This window comes from Pseudonocardia sp. MH-G8, assembly GCF_002262885.1.
Taxonomy (GTDB): Bacteria; Actinomycetota; Actinomycetes; order Mycobacteriales; family Pseudonocardiaceae; genus Pseudonocardia.
In genome coordinates this window covers 17,982-31,773 of the sequence record NZ_NKYF01000031.1, presented here as the reverse complement: position 1 = coordinate 31,773, position 13,792 = coordinate 17,982, and the positions used below count along the sequence as shown (strand labels likewise).

Sequence of the window (13,792 nt, the reverse complement as noted above, 5' to 3'; positions counted from 1 at the left end):
CCGCGGCCGCTCGCCGGGCCGCCGGCTGCCGCGCCGGTTCTGTCGGTGGTCGCGCTTAGCATGGAACGAGGGCCTGTAGGAAGGCCCCTCCACACGCATCTTCAGGAGGCTCCCCACCGTGGCCGACCGTCTGGTAGTACGCGGCGCCCGCGAGCACAACCTGCGCGGCGTCGATCTCGACCTGCCGCGCGACAGCCTCGTGGTGTTCACCGGCCTCTCCGGCTCGGGCAAGTCCAGCCTCGCGTTCGACACGATCTTCGCCGAGGGCCAGCGCCGGTACGTCGAGTCGCTGTCGGCCTACGCGCGGCAGTTCCTCGGGCAGATGGACAAGCCCGACGTCGATTTCATCGAGGGTCTCTCCCCGGCCGTCTCGATCGACCAGAAGTCCACCAACCGCAACCCGCGTTCCACCGTCGGCACCATCACCGAGGTCTACGACTACCTGCGCCTGCTCTACGCCCGCGCGGGCGTGCCGCACTGCCCCGTCTGCGGGCACGTGATCGAGAAGCAGACGCCGCAGCAGATCGTCGACCAGGTCCTCGCCATGGAGGAGGGCAGCCGCTTCCAGGTGCTGGCGCCGGTGGTGCGCACCCGCAAGGGCGAGTTCGTCGACCTGTTCGCCAACCTGCAGTCGCAGGGCTACTCGCGCGTGATGGTCGACGGCACCGTGCACCCGCTCACCGAGCCGCCCAAGCTCAAGAAGCAGGAGAAGCACGACATCTCCGTGGTGGTGGACCGGCTCACCGTGAAGGGGTCGGCCAAGCAGCGGCTCACCGACTCGGTGGAGACGGCGCTGCGGCTGGCCGACGGCCTGGTCGTGCTCGATTTCGTCGACCTGGCCGACGACGACCCCCACCGTGAGGTCCGCTTCTCCGAGCGGATGGCCTGCCCCAACGGCCACCCGCTGTCGCTCGACGACCTCGAGCCGCGCACCTTCTCCTTCAACTCGCCCTACGGCGCGTGCCCCGAGTGCGTCGGCATCGGGATCAAGAAGGAGGTCGACCCCGAGCTGGTCGTTCCCGACCAGGAGGCGAGCCTCGCCGACGGCGCGGTCGCGCCGTGGGCCGGCGGGCAGTCGGCGGAGTACTTCGGGCGGCTGCTGGAGGGCCTGGCGAAGGCGGTCGGGTTCCGGATGGACACCCCGTGGCGCAAGCTCTCCGCCGCCGCGCAGAAGGCCGTCCTGCACGGCAGCACCGACCAGGTGCACGTGCGCTACCGCAACCGGTACGGCCGCGAGCGCGCCTACTACGCCAACTTCGAGGGCGTCATCCCGTTCCTGGAGCGGCGCCTGGACCAGACCGAGTCGGAGTCGCAGCGCGAGCGCTACGAGGGCTACATGCGCGACGTGCCGTGCCCGGCCTGCAAGGGGGCGCGGCTCAAGCCGGAGGTGCTGGCCGTCACGCTGGCCCACCGCACGCAGGGGGACCGGTCGATCGCCGAGGTCTCGGCGATGTCGGTCGCCGAGTGCTCCGCCTTCCTCGACGGCATGCAGCTCGACGCGCGCCAGGCCATGATCGCCGGCCGGGTGCTCAAGGAGGTGCAGGCGCGGCTGGGCTTCCTCCTGGACGTCGGGCTCGACTACCTCTCGCTCGACCGCGCGGCCGGCACCCTGTCCGGCGGCGAGGCGCAGCGCATCCGGCTGGCCACGCAGATCGGGTCCGGCCTGGTCGGCGTGCTGTACGTGCTCGACGAGCCCTCGATCGGGCTGCACCAGCGCGACAACCGGCGGCTGATCGAGACCCTCACCCGGCTGCGCGACCTGGGCAACACGCTCATCGTCGTCGAGCACGACGAGGACACCATCCGATCCTGCGACTGGGCCGTCGACATCGGCCCGGGCGCGGGGGAGCACGGCGGCGAGATCGTGCACAGCGGCACGGTCGCCGAGCTCGAGGCGCACGACACCTCGCTCACCGGCGCCTACCTGTCCGGCCGGCGGTCGATCCCGGTGCCGGAGATCCGCCGCCCGCGCGACCGGAAGCGTCAGCTCACGGTCGTCGGGGCCCGCGAGCACAACCTGCGCGGCATCGACGTCGACATCCCGCTGGGCTGCCTCGTCTCGGTCACCGGGGTGTCCGGGTCGGGGAAGTCCACGCTGGTCAACGACATCCTCGCCACCGTGCTCGCCAACAAGCTCAACGGCGCCCGGCAGGTGCCCGGCCGGCACACCCGCATCACCGGTCTCGACGACCTCGACAAGCTGGTGCGCGTCGACCAGTCGCCGATCGGGCGCACCCCGCGGTCCAACCCCGCCACCTACACCGGGGTGTGGGACAAGATCCGCACGCTCTTCGCCTCCACCACCGAGGCGAAGGTGCGCGGCTACCAGGCGGGACGGTTCTCGTTCAACGTCAAGGGCGGCCGCTGCGAGGCGTGCTCCGGCGACGGCACCATCAAGATCGAGATGAACTTCCTGCCGGACGTCTACGTGCCCTGCGAGGTCTGCAAGGGCGCCCGGTACAACCGCGAGACGCTCGAGGTGCACTACAAGGGCAAGACCGTGGCCGACGTCCTCGACATGCCCATCGAGGAGGCGGCCGAGTTCTTCGCCCCGATCAACTCGATCGCCCGTTACCTGCGCACCCTGGTCGACGTCGGGCTCGGGTACGTGCGGTTGGGCCAGCCGGCGCCCACGCTGTCGGGCGGCGAGGCGCAGCGCGTCAAGCTCTCGTCCGAGCTGCAGAAGCGCTCCAACGGCCGCACCGTCTACATCCTCGACGAGCCCACCACCGGCCTGCACTTCGAGGACATCCGCAAGCTGCTCCAGGTGATCAACGGCCTCGTCGAGAAGGGCAACTCGGTGATCGTCATCGAGCACAACCTCGACGTCATCAAGACCTCCGACTGGCTGATCGACATGGGCCCGGAGGGCGGCTCGGGCGGCGGCACGGTGATCGCCGAGGGCACGCCCGAGCAGGTGGCGGCCCACCCGGCGAGCTACACCGGCCAGTTCCTGAAGGGCCTGGTCACGCCGGAGGAGGCGCCGGCCCCGAAGGCGCGGCGGAAGAAGGCCGCCGCGGCGAGCTGATCGTCCAACGGCTCGGCGATCACCAGGCCACCGGGAGCCGCTGCACCCCGTAGATGTTCGCGTCGGGGCGCGTCGGCACGTCCTCGGGTGCGCAGTCCAGGCGCAGCCCGGGGAACCGGGCCAGCAGCGCGGGGAAGGCCACCCGCATCTCCACGCGTGCGAGCTGCTGGCCGAGGCACTGGTGCATGCCGTGCCCGAGGGTCAGGTGCCCGGGTGCGCCGCGGCGCAGGTCGAGGGCGTCGGGGTCGGGATACCGGCGCGGGTCGCGGTTGCCGGCCCCCATGGCGAGCGTCACCGACTCGCCGGCCCGGATCACCTGTCCCTCCAGCTCGACGTCCTCGAGCGCAGTGCGAAGGCCGGTGTGCCCGACGGTGAGGTAGCGCATCAGCTCCTCGACCGCGGGCTCGACGAGCGCGGGGTCCGCGCGGAGCAGTGCGAGCTGGTCGGGATGGCAGAGCAGGGCGAACGTGCCGAGGGCGATCATGTTCGCCGTGGTGTCGAGGCCGGCCGCGAGCAGGAAGGCACCGACGCCCGCGAGCTCGTCGTCGGTCAGGTCGGTCCCGGTCAGGCTGCTGAGGATGTCCTCGGCCGGACGTGCACGCTTGGCCCGCACCAGGTCGAGCAGGTACGCGTGGAGCGCGCCCATCGCCGCGCCTATCTCCTCGATGGTGCTGCTGCCACCCATGATCGTGAACACGTGGCGCTGGAAGGTGTCGCGATCGGCGTAGGGCACGCCGAGCAGCTCGCAGATGACGAGCGCGGGGATCGGTTTCGCGAACGAGGACACGAGGTCCTCCGGCGAGCCGTCGCGCTGCATCGCGTCGAGGTGCTCGGCCGCGATCTCCTGCACCCGCTCGGTGAGCGAATGCATGCGGCGCACCGTGAAGTAGCCGACGAGCGGGCGTCGCAGGCGGGTGTGCTCCGGCGCGTCGATCCCGGTGAGGTCGCCGACGGCGGCCGGCGGCAGCTCCGGCGGCGCGCCGTCCACCGCCAGCGGCAGGTGTGCGAGCTCGTAGCGCGAGCTGAAGCGGCGGTCCGCGAGCACGGCGCGGCAGGCGGCGTAGCCGGTGGCGAGCCAGCCGTCGTGGCCGTCCGGGTAGGTCATGCGGACCAGTGGGTGCCGCTCGCGGATCGCGGCCAGCTCGGGCGGCGGGTCGAACGGCCGATCCGGATGGCGGCGCGTGGGTAGCTCGGTGATGCGCGGGACGAGCGTCTCGGTCATGGCGGTGTTCCGATCCGGTCAGGTGTGGTTGTAGCGGCGGATGGCCCAGGCGTAGCTGCCCGCGCCGATGACGGCGCTCCAGGCCAGGGCGGCGGCGGCGTGGCCGCCGACCGGCGTGCCCATGAGCAGGCCGCGCACGGTCTCGATCACCGGTGTGAACGGCTGGTACTCGGCGAACCAGCGCAGCGCGGCCGGCATGGAGTCGGTCGGCACGAACCCGCTGCCGAGGAAGGGCAGCAGCATCAGCGGCATGGGCGTGTTGCTCGCCGTCTCGACGCTGCGCGTGCTCACGCCGAGCGCGACGCCGAGCCAGATCAGGGCGAACGCGAACACGGCGATCACGGCGAGCGCGGCGAGCCAGCCGCCGACGCCCGCGGCCGGGCGGAATCCGACCAGGACGGCGACGCCGGCGACCACGACGACCGACAGCAATGTCTGGGCCATGCTGCCCAGCACGTGCCCGGTCAGCACCGACGGCCGGAAGATCGCCATCGTGCGGAAGCGGGCGACGATGCCCTCGGTCATGTCCATGGCCACGGAGACCGACGTGCCGCTCACGGCGGTGCCCACGGTCATCAGCAGGATCCCGGGGGTGACGTAGGACGCGTAGTCCCCGCGGTCCCCGCCGAGCCCGGCGCCCAACGTGCCGCCGAGGACGTAGACGAACAGCAGCAGGAAGATCACCGGCATCCCGACGAGCATCAGCGTCATCGAGGGGTAGCGCCGCAGGTGCCGCAGTTGCCGCCGCAGCATGGTGGCGCAGTCCCGCAGGGGGTGGCTCGCCCGGACGATGGTCGTGGTCATCGGGAGATCGCCTCCGCAGGGGCCGCTCGCCCGGTGAGGGCGAGGAACACGTCGTCGAGATCGGGGGTGTGCACGGACAACCGGTCGGCGTCGAGGCCGAGGCGGTCGAGCTGGTCGAGCAGGCCGCGGATCTCGGGGACGCTGCCGCCGCCGGCCACCTGCAGTGCCAGCGCGGCGTCGTCCCGGACGGCACCCGTGAGCACGCGCGCGGCCTCGTCGTACCCGGCCGCGTCGGGGAAGGTCAGCCGGACGTGACCGCCGGGCACGAGGCTCTTGAGTTCGTCCGCCGTTCCGGTCGCCACGATCCGGCCGTCGTCGAGCACGGCGATGCGGTCGGCGAGCTGGTCGGCCTCGTCCAGGTACTGGGTGGTGAGCAGGATCGTGACGCCGCCCGCGGCGAGCTCGCGGATCATGTCCCACAGCGCGCGCCTGCTGCGGGGGTCGAGCCCGGTGGTCGGCTCGTCGAGGAAGAGCACCCGCGGGCGCCCGACGAGGCCCATGGCGAGGTCGAGGCGCCTGCGCATGCCCCCGGAGTAGGTGCCCGCGGGCTTGCGCGCGGCCTCGACCAGGCCGAAACGCTCCAGCAGGGTGCGAGCTCGACGCCGGCCCTCCGCCCGGTCCAGGTGGTGCAGGTCGGCCATCAGGGCGAGGTTCTCCTCGCCGGTGAGCAGGCCGTCGACGGCGGAGAACTGGCCAGTGACGCCGATCGCCGCGCGTACCGCGTCGGGCTCGCGGGCGGGGTCGTGGCCGGCGACGCGCGCGCTCCCGCCGTCCGCGCCGACCAGCGTCGCGAGGATGTTGACGGTGGTGGTCTTGCCTGCGCCGTTCGGCCCGAGCAGCGCGAAGATCGAGCCGGCGGGGATGTCGAGGTCGAGCCCGTCCAGGACGACCTTCTCGCCGTAGGCCTTGCGCAGCCCGCGCGCGGTGATCGCCGGTGGGGTGGACATGTCATGGCTCCCGTTGCTCGGTGAGTTGTTCAGCGGGTGGTGGACTCGGGACGCCGGACGACGATGTCGCCGACGGAGGTGCGGGCGCGGACGGTGGCGATCTCGTCGGAGGCGTCCGGCCCGTCGGTGACGTCGAGGGCGTTGCGCACCCGGCCGAGCCGCGAGTGCACGTCGAGCTGCGCGGCGGTGCCCGGGCGGATGCCGATCTCGATGCGGCCGTGCGCGGTCTCGAGCGAGACCCCGCCGCGCACGACCTCGTCGATCCGGACGTCGCCCTTGGAGGTCGTCGCCTCGACGTCGGCCAGCGCCGTGCCGACGGAGATGTCGCCGTTGGCGGACCGGCAGGTGAGGCCGGCCTCGACCGTGTCGACCTCCGTGGTGCCGTTCAGGTTCTTGATCGTCGTCGGGCCGCCGGTCGTGCCGATGCGCACGGCGCCGGCGGCGTTGATCTCGGCGGAGCCCTCGGTCCGGCCGATGGTGACCCGGCCGTGGGTGGCCAGCGTGGCGGGCCCGACCCGCTCGAGCGAGAGGTCACCCATCGAGGTGGAGAACCGGCAGGTCCCGAGGCGGCCGGCGGCGTGCAGCTCGGCGATCGACGCCTCACCACGCACCTCGGAGCCGGCCGGCAGGTCGATCTCGATGTCGAGGGCCCCGCCGGTGCGGAACGGGCTGAGGCTGCGCCAGGACCGGGGGGCGCGGATCCCCAGGCGGCCGTCGGCGAACTCGGCGCGGGTGCGCTCCGCGAGCTGGACGTCCTCGGGGTCTGCCGGATTGCGCGGTGTGATCACGACGACCGTGTCGTCGCGCTCACCGGCGCGGAGCCGGACGTCGGCGATGACGAGGTCGAGCGTGACGGTGATCGGTGCCGGGGTGGCGAAAGTGGGCATGGCGAAGCCCTCCCTGCAGGAGTGTGGGATGTCTCGGGATCGGACGGGATCACTAGCGGACCCAGCCCGTGAGGTTCTGTCCGCCGCGGGCGTTGCGGCGGGGGGACCGGCGCTCGTCCCGGTCGCCCGGGGTCAGCGCGGACGTGGCGGCGCGGACCAGCCAGGCGTTCACCGAGAGGCGCTCGCGGCCCGCCGCCTCCTCGACCCTGGCCTTGAGCGAGTCGGGCAGCCGCAGGTTGATCCGCGTCATGGCGCCCTCCTCCACGTCGGGGGCGGGCGCGGCGCCGCCGATGCCACCCCCCAGGGCGTCGGCGGCGCCGCCGGGGGCGGGGGGCGCGTCCTCGGCCGGTGCCGGTGTGACCGCGAAGCCGGGCTCCCGGCCGCGCAGCCGCATCTCCACCGAGCCGGGCGCCATCTCCCGCGTGATCTCGTCGGCGGCATCGGACAGTGCCTCGAGCAGTACCAGCCGGACCGCGGATTCCAGCGGTGCGGTGAGCCGCTCGGCGAGCGCACGCGCGTCGTCGCCGCCTGCGGCAGCGGCGATCCCGAGCTCGTAGCGCAGCCGCTCGACATGCGGCGTCAGGTCCATGGGTGCCACTATGGCATCACTATGGTGCCAAGGCAAACGAATGGGGTGCCATGATGGTGTCTGCGGGAGGATGAGGGGTATGCGCTTGTTCAGGAAGCCGCGCTCCGAAGGTGACCTGCAAGAGCTGCGGCGTGCCGCCGACTGCGGAGGACCTCGTGCCGATCTACGACGTCTTCTTCGCCCGTCCGGACCTCGACCTGCTTCGGCCGGGACTCGATGGCCGGCAGGTGCTGGAGAACTTCAGGCTCTGGGCCGATGGGCGGGCCGACCTGGTCGCTCGCGCCGAGGCGTACCTGGCCGGGCGTGGTGCGCCCGGCCGCTGACAACAGCCCGGGGCGCGCAGCTCGGCTGCGGCCCTGGTACCCTTCGGAATGCGACCACCCTGTCGCGTGTTGTTCAGCGCATCAGGGCGACAAGCGGAGCCCCGCTCCCACCCGCCATCTCAAAGGTGTCCGGGTCCGGTCCGCCGGTGAGCCACAGGCTCGTCCGGTGTATCACGGGTCTTCGCTCCGTCGCGCCGGACGACGTCGATACGAGGAGACCCCATCAGCACAGAGACGCGCATCAACGACCGCATCCGCGTCCCCGAGGTCCGTCTGGTCGGACCCAACGGGGAGCAGGTCGGCATCGTGCGCATCGAGGACGCCCTGCGGCTCGCGCAGGAGGCCGAGCTCGACCTCGTCGAGGTCGCCGCTCAGGCCCGCCCGCCGGTCTGCAAGCTCATGGACTACGGCAAGTTCAAGTACGAGAGCGCGCAGAAGGCCCGGGAGTCCCGCCGCAACCAGCAGCTCACCACGATCAAGGAGCAGAAGCTCCGGCCGAAGATCGACAAGCACGACTACGAGACGAAGCGCGGGCACGTCCGGCGCTTCCTCGAAGGCGGCAACAAGGTCAAGGTCACGATCATGTTCCGTGGCCGCGAGCAGTCGCGCCCCGAGCTGGGCTTCCGGCTGCTGCAGCGGCTGGCCGAGGACATCAGTGACCTCGGTACGGTCGAGGCGGCTCCCAAGCAGGACGGCCGCAACATGACGATGGTGATCGCTCCGAACAAGAAGCCGCCGACCCGCAAGGAGGCCGCTGCCGCCGCCGCGCCGGCGGAGGTCCAGCAGGCCTGAGGCCCGCGGAACGGCCAGCACGACCAATCTCGACGCCCCGGGCCGCCGGGGCGTCACCGGTGAACGGAACAGTCATGCCCAAGAACAAGACGCACAGCGGGATCGCAAAGCGGATCAAGATCACCGGTCGCGGCAAGCTGCTGCGCCAGCAGACCGGCCTGCGCCACCGCCTCGAGGTCAAGTCGAGCAAGGAGACGCGTGACCTGTCGGGCGTCGTGCCCGTGAACAAGGCCGACGTCAAGCGCGTCAAGAAGATGCTCGGCCGCTGAGCTGAGCTCGGCCCCTCCCTCCCGCAGACCGAACGACGTAAGGACACACCCCCATGGCACGCGTGAAGCGCGCGGTGAACGCTCAGAAGAAGCGTCGCACCACCCTCGAGCTGGCCAGCGGCTACCGCGGGCAGCGGTCGCGTCTGTACCGCAAGGCGAAGGAGCAGATGCTCCACTCGCTGAACTACGCCTACCGCGACCGGCGCGCCAAGAAGGGCGACTTCCGGCAGCTGTGGATCACCCGCATCAACGCCGCCGCCCGCGCCAACGGCATGACGTACAACCGCTTCATCCAGGGCCTCAAGGTCGCGGGTGTCGAGGTCGACCGCAAGAACCTGTCGGAGATCGCCATCAGCGACCCGGCCGCGTTCACCACGCTCGTCGAGCTCTCCCGCGCCAACGTGCCCGCCCAGAACGGGAGCGCCGCCTGAGCGCAGGCCGCGCCGAACCGCCCGGTACACCGATCGGAGCGCACGCGGAGATCGCATCAACGCAGCGCACGCCCCGCGTCGTCGCAGCCCGCAAGCTGCTGAGGCGCACGGGCCGTGATCGGGCCGGGCGGTTCCTCGTGGAGGGGGCGCAGGCCGTCCGCGAGGCGCTGCGCCACGCCCGCGTCCACGAGCTCTTCATCACCGACGCCGCGGCCGACCGCCACCCCGAGCTGGTCGCCGCGGCGCGGGAAGCGGGGGTGCGTGTCGTCGTGGTCACGGACCAGGCCGCTGCCTCGCTGTCCGACACCGTCACCCCGCAGGGCCTGGTGGCGGTGTGCGACCTGCTCGACGTCGCGGTGGCCGAGGCGCTGGGGGAGCGGCCCGCGCTGGTCGCCGTGTGCGCGGGCATCGCCGACCCGGGCAATGTCGGCACCGTGATCCGGGTGGCGGACGCCGCGGGTGCCGACGCCGTGCTGCTGGCGGGCGACACGGTCGACCCGCACAACGGCAAGGCCGTGCGCGCCTCCACCGGCAGCGTCTTCCACCTGCCACTGGCCCGCGACCGCGACGCCGGCGCCGTGCTCGACGCCTGCCGCGCCGCCGGGCTCGCCGTGCTCGTCGCCGACGCCGGGGGCGAGCTGGACCTGCACGACCCGGCGTCGGACGCCGTGCTGGCCGGCCCCGTGGCCTGGGTGTTCGGCGGCGAGGCGCACGGGGTCCCCGCCGACCTTGCACGCGGCGCCGACCACCGCGTGCGCGTCCCGATCCTCGGGCGGGCGGAAAGCCTCAACCTGGCCACGGCCGCGGCCGTCTGCTTGTACGCGAGTGTGGCGGCGGGCCGGCGCCGGAGGACGCCGTGATCCACCCCGGGCCGCACGCCCGGGCCGCCGCACGCCCCACCTAGGATGGGCCCACCATGACTGAGAGCACGGACCTCGACACCCCGGGCCCGCTGCACCCGGACACGCTCAAGGCAGCCGTCGCGGCCGCCGAGCAGGCGTTCGACGCGGCGTCCGACCTGGCGGCGCTCGCCGCCGTCAAGCCCGCGCACCTCGGTGACCGCGCCCCGCTGCTGCTGGCGCGCCGCGAGCTCGGATCGCTGCCCGGGCCCGAGCGCGCCGACGCGGGCAAGCGGGTCAATGCCGCCCGCCAACAGGCGCAGGAGGCCTTCGACGCCCGCCGTGCGGTGCTCGTCGAGGAGCGCGACGCGCGCGTGCTGGCCGAGGAGGCCGTCGACGTCACGCTGCCCTGGGACCGCACCCCGCGGGGAGCGCGGCACCCCATCACGCAGGTCGCCGAGCGGGTGGCGGACGTGTTCGTCGCGATGGGCTGGGAGGTGGCCGAGGGCCCCGAGGTCGAGTCGTCCTGGCTCAACTTCGACGCGCTGAACTTCGGCAAGGACCACCCCGCGCGCACGATGCAGGACACGTTCTACCTCGGCGACTCCGAGACGTCCGGCACGGTGCTGCGCACGCACACCTCGCCGGTCCAGATCCGCGCGCTCCTGGAGCGCGAGCTGCCGGTGTACGTGGTGTGCCCGGGCCGCACGTTCCGCACCGACGCGCTCGACGCCACCCACACCCCGGTCTTCCACCAGGTCGAGGGCCTCGCGGTCGACCGCGGCATCACGATGGCGCACCTCAAGGGCACGCTCGACGCGTTCGCCCGCGCCATGTTCGGCGCGGAGTCGCGCACCCGCCTGCGGCCCTCCTACTTCCCGTTCACCGAGCCCTCGGCCGAGGTCGACGTCTGGTTCCCGGAGAAGAAGGGCGGCGCCGGCTGGGTCGAGTGGGGCGGCTGCGGCATGGTCAACCCCAACGTGCTGCGCGCCTGCGGTATCGACCCGGAGATGCACTCCGGGTTCGCGTTCGGCATGGGCCTGGAGCGCACGCTCCAGTTCCGCAACGGCATCCCCGACATGCGCGACATGGTCGAGGGCGACGTGCGGTTCAGCCGCGCGTTCGGCGTCTGAGTCGGCCCGGGAGGGCGAAAGAGTGCGTGTTCCGCTGTCCTGGCTCGCCGAGCACATCGGCGAGGCCACCCCACCGGCCGACGACACCGCCGAGGCGTTCGTCCGCGTCGGGCTGGAGATCGAGGACGTCCACCGGCCTGCCACGCTCACCGGCCCGGTCGTCGTCGGCCGGGTGCTGGAGTTCGAGGTCCTGGAGGGGCTGAAGAAGCCCATCCGCTGGTGCCAGGTCGATGTCGGTGTCGACGGCGGCGAGAAGGTGCGCGGCATCATCTGCGGCGCGTCGAACTTCGCCGCGGGCGACCTCGTCGTCGTCGCGCTGCCCGGCGCGGTGCTGCCCGGCCCGTTCCCGATCTCCTCGCGCAAGACCTACGGGCACGTCTCCGACGGCATGATCGCCTCGGCGAAGGAGCTGGGACTGGGGTCCGACCACGCGGGGATCCTCGTGCTGCCCGCCGGCGCGGGGGAGCCCGGTGAGGACGCCATGCCGCTGCTCGGCCTCGACGATCCCGTGGTCGAGCTCGCCATCACCCCCGACCGCGGGTACTGCTTCTCGGTGCGCGGTCTCGCCCGCGAGCTGGCCTGCGCCCTGGACACGGACTTCACCGATCCCGCCACGCGCGTGGACGTGCCGGCCGCCGAGGGCGATGCGTGGCCCGTCACGCTGCCCGATCCGGGCTGCGCGCGGTTCGTCGCCCGCCGCGTCGACGGCGTCGACCCCGCCGCCCCGGCGCCGTGGTGGATGCAGCGCAGGCTGCTGGCCGCCGGGATGCGCCCGATCTCGCTGATCGTCGACGTCACCAACTACGTGATGCTCGAGCTCGGCCAGCCGCTGCACGCCTACGACGCAGGCCGTGTCTCGGGCCCCATCGTCGTCCGGCGCGCCACGGCCGGCGAGACCGTCGTGACGCTGGACGACGTCGAGCGCCGGCTCGACCCGGACGACCTGCTGATCACCGACGACTCCGGCCCCATCGGCCTCGCCGGGGTGATGGGCGGGGCGTCCACGGAGATCGGCACCGACACCGAAGGGCGCATCGACGTCCTGATCGAGGCCGCGCACTTCGACCAGGCGGTCATCGCCCGCGCCGCCCGCCGGCACAAGCTGCCCTCGGAGGCGTCGAGGCGGTTCGAGCGGGTCGTCGATCCGCAGCTGCCACCGGTCGCCGCGGAACGCGCGGCGCAACTGCTCGTCGAGCACGGCGGCGGCACCCTCGCCGCCGGGCGCACCGACGCGGGCGCCGCGCCGCGGTCCGCGCCGGTGCGGATGCCGCTGGACCTGCCCGACGAGGTCGCCGGGCTCGGCTACCCGCGCGGGGCCACCGTGCGCCGCCTCGAACAGATCGGCTGCGCCGTCGACATCGTCACCGGTGACGACGGGCGCGCCCAGGTCGTCGCCGTTCCGCCGTCCTGGCGCCCGGACCTGGCCCAGGCCGCCGACCTCGTGGAAGAGGTGCTGCGCCTGGAGGGCTACGACGCGATCCCGTCGGTGCTGCCCACCGCTCCGGCCGGGCGCGGTCTGACGCCGGTCCAGACGCGACGCCGGGCCGTCTCGCGTGCGCTCGCCGAGGCCGGGTACGTCGAGGTGCTGCCGTTCCCGTTCGTCGACCGGAGCGTCTGGGACGCGTTCGGGCTGCCCGCCGAGGACGTGCGCCGCCACACCGTGCACGTGCTCAACCCGCTCGACGCCGAGCGCGCCGAGCTCGCCACCACGCTGCTGCCGGGTGTGCTGGACACCCTCGTGCGCAACCGCTCCCGCGGTTCGGCCGACCTGGCCCTGTTCCACATCGGCCAGGTGGTGCTCCCGCACGCGAACCCGGTGCCGATGCCCGACCCCGACGTCGCGGGTCGTCCCGACGACGCCGAGCTGGCGCAGATCGAGGCCGCGCTGCCGGCCCAGCCGGTGCACGTCGCCGTGGTGCTCGCCGGCGAGCGCGAGCCGCGCGGCTGGTGGGGCCCGGGCCGTCCGGCAGGGTGGGCCGACGCCGTGCAGGCCGCCCGGCTCGCCGCGCAGTCCGCCGGAGCCGAGCTGCGGGTCTCCGCCGCCGCGCTGCCGCCCTTCCACCCCGGCCGCTGCGCCGCGTTGCGCGTCGGGGACTGGATCGTGGGGCACGCAGGCGAGCTGCACCCCAAGGTCGTGGAGGCGCTGGGCCTGCCGGAGCGCACCTGCGCGATGGAGCTGGACCTCGACGCGATCCCGCTCGCCGACGGACGGCCCGCGCCGCGGGTGTCGGCGTACCCGCCGATCGCGGTCGACGTCGCGCTCGTCGCCGACACCGCGGTGCCGGTGGCCGAGCTCGCCGACGCCCTGCAGGACGGGGGCGGCGCGCTGCTGGAGGACGTCCGCCTGTTCGACGTGTACGCGGGCGAGCAGGTGGGGGAGGGGCGCCGATCGCTGGCCTTCACCCTCCGCTTCCGCGCCCCTGACCGCACCCTCACCAACGAAGAGGCCAATGCGGGCCGCGATGCCGCCGTGGCCGTGGCGGCGGAGCGCTACGCGGCGACCCTGCGCGCCTGACGACGGTGGTGTG

The 13,792-nt window shown here is 73.0% G+C and carries 13 protein-coding genes; 8 read left to right on the top strand and 5 right to left on the bottom strand.

The window, feature by feature from the left end; translation table 11 throughout:
• Window positions 1–118 precede the first annotated feature (118 nt).
• On the top strand, window positions 119–3,028 hold the full coding sequence (uvrA, locus tag CFP66_RS39725; protein ID WP_094930537.1) for an excinuclease ABC subunit UvrA: 2,910 nt from the start codon (window positions 119–121) through the stop codon (window positions 3,026–3,028).
• Window positions 3,029–3,047: 19 nt separating this feature from the next.
• On the opposite strand, the gene CFP66_RS39720 is transcribed toward uvrA, so the two are convergent.
• The 5 genes from CFP66_RS39720 to CFP66_RS39700 are packed head-to-tail and all read right to left on the bottom strand — an operon-like array spanning window position 3,048 to window position 7,477.
• On the bottom strand, window positions 3,048–4,250 hold the full coding sequence (locus CFP66_RS39720) for a cytochrome P450 (RefSeq protein ID WP_094930536.1): 1,203 nt from the start codon (window positions 4,248–4,250) through the stop codon (window positions 3,048–3,050).
• 18 nt (window positions 4,251–4,268) lie between these two features.
• Window positions 4,269–5,054 carry an ABC transporter permease gene (locus tag CFP66_RS39715; protein ID WP_094930535.1) on the bottom strand — a complete coding sequence of 262 codons (786 nt, stop codon included), beginning with the start codon at window positions 5,052–5,054 and terminating at the stop codon, window positions 4,269–4,271.
• Window positions 5,051–6,001 carry an ATP-binding cassette domain-containing protein gene (locus CFP66_RS39710; protein ID WP_094930534.1) on the bottom strand — a complete coding sequence of 317 codons (951 nt, stop codon included), beginning with the start codon at window positions 5,999–6,001 and terminating at the stop codon, window positions 5,051–5,053. Before CFP66_RS39710 ends, CFP66_RS39715 begins: the two co-directional genes overlap by 4 nt.
• A 29-nt stretch (window positions 6,002–6,030) precedes the next feature.
• On the bottom strand, window positions 6,031–6,888 hold the full coding sequence (locus tag CFP66_RS39705) for a DUF4097 family beta strand repeat-containing protein (protein ID WP_094930533.1): 858 nt from the start codon (window positions 6,886–6,888) through the stop codon (window positions 6,031–6,033).
• Window positions 6,889–6,940: 52 nt separating this feature from the next.
• Entirely contained in the window at window positions 6,941–7,477 is a 537-nt protein-coding gene (locus CFP66_RS39700; protein ID WP_094930532.1) for a hypothetical protein, read from the bottom strand.
• Window positions 7,478–7,608: 131 nt separating this feature from the next.
• Between CFP66_RS39700 and CFP66_RS39695 the strand changes: the two genes are divergently transcribed.
• The 7 genes from CFP66_RS39695 (at window position 7,609) to pheT (ending at window position 13,779) form a co-directional block, all read left to right on the top strand.
• Window positions 7,609–7,800 carry a hypothetical protein gene (locus CFP66_RS39695; RefSeq protein ID WP_143517531.1) on the top strand — a complete coding sequence of 64 codons (192 nt, stop codon included), beginning with the start codon at window positions 7,609–7,611 and terminating at the stop codon, window positions 7,798–7,800.
• 207 nt (window positions 7,801–8,007) lie between these two features.
• The gene (gene infC / locus CFP66_RS39690; RefSeq protein ID WP_094930530.1) at window positions 8,008–8,592 is read left to right on the top strand and encodes a translation initiation factor IF-3; all 585 of its coding nucleotides are present in this window, start codon (window positions 8,008–8,010) and stop codon (window positions 8,590–8,592) included.
• Between the two features lie 74 nt (window positions 8,593–8,666).
• Window positions 8,667–8,861: a 50S ribosomal protein L35 gene (rpmI, locus tag CFP66_RS39685; protein WP_075950387.1), complete on the top strand. Its 195-nt coding sequence runs from the start codon at window positions 8,667–8,669 to the stop codon at window positions 8,859–8,861.
• 53 nt (window positions 8,862–8,914) lie between these two features.
• Entirely contained in the window at window positions 8,915–9,292 is a 378-nt protein-coding gene (rplT, locus tag CFP66_RS39680; RefSeq protein WP_094930529.1) for a 50S ribosomal protein L20, read from the top strand.
• A gap of 50 nt (window positions 9,293–9,342) precedes the next feature.
• A complete protein-coding gene (locus CFP66_RS39675) occupies window positions 9,343–10,152 on the top strand; it encodes an RNA methyltransferase (RefSeq protein WP_094930615.1) in 810 nt (269 codons plus the stop codon).
• A gap of 56 nt (window positions 10,153–10,208) precedes the next feature.
• A complete protein-coding gene (gene pheS, locus CFP66_RS39670; RefSeq protein ID WP_094930528.1) occupies window positions 10,209–11,264 on the top strand; it encodes a phenylalanine--tRNA ligase subunit alpha in 1,056 nt (351 codons plus the stop codon).
• Between the two features lie 22 nt (window positions 11,265–11,286).
• Window positions 11,287–13,779, top strand: a complete 2,493-nt coding sequence (pheT, locus tag CFP66_RS39665; protein ID WP_094930527.1) for a phenylalanine--tRNA ligase subunit beta — start codon at window positions 11,287–11,289, stop codon at window positions 13,777–13,779.
• Window positions 13,780–13,792 lie beyond the last annotated feature (13 nt).

Excerpts from the sequence above, each read along its gene's own strand:
- CFP66_RS39720 (WP_094930536.1), bottom strand. The coding sequence starts at position 4,250 with ATGACCGAGACGCTCGTCCCGCGCATCACCGAGCTACCCACGCGCCGC.
- CFP66_RS39715 (WP_094930535.1), bottom strand. The coding sequence starts at position 5,054 with ATGACCACGACCATCGTCCGGGCGAGCCACCCCCTGCGGGACTGCGCC.
- CFP66_RS39710 (WP_094930534.1), bottom strand. The coding sequence starts at position 6,001 with ATGTCCACCCCACCGGCGATCACCGCGCGCGGGCTGCGCAAGGCCTAC.
- CFP66_RS39705 (WP_094930533.1), bottom strand. The coding sequence starts at position 6,888 with ATGCCCACTTTCGCCACCCCGGCACCGATCACCGTCACGCTCGACCTC.
- CFP66_RS39700 (WP_094930532.1), bottom strand. The coding sequence starts at position 7,477 with ATGGACCTGACGCCGCATGTCGAGCGGCTGCGCTACGAGCTCGGGATC.
- rpmI (WP_075950387.1), top strand. The coding sequence starts at position 8,667 with ATGCCCAAGAACAAGACGCACAGCGGGATCGCAAAGCGGATCAAGATC.
- rplT (WP_094930529.1), top strand. The coding sequence starts at position 8,915 with ATGGCACGCGTGAAGCGCGCGGTGAACGCTCAGAAGAAGCGTCGCACC.
- pheS (WP_094930528.1), top strand. The coding sequence starts at position 10,209 with ATGACTGAGAGCACGGACCTCGACACCCCGGGCCCGCTGCACCCGGAC.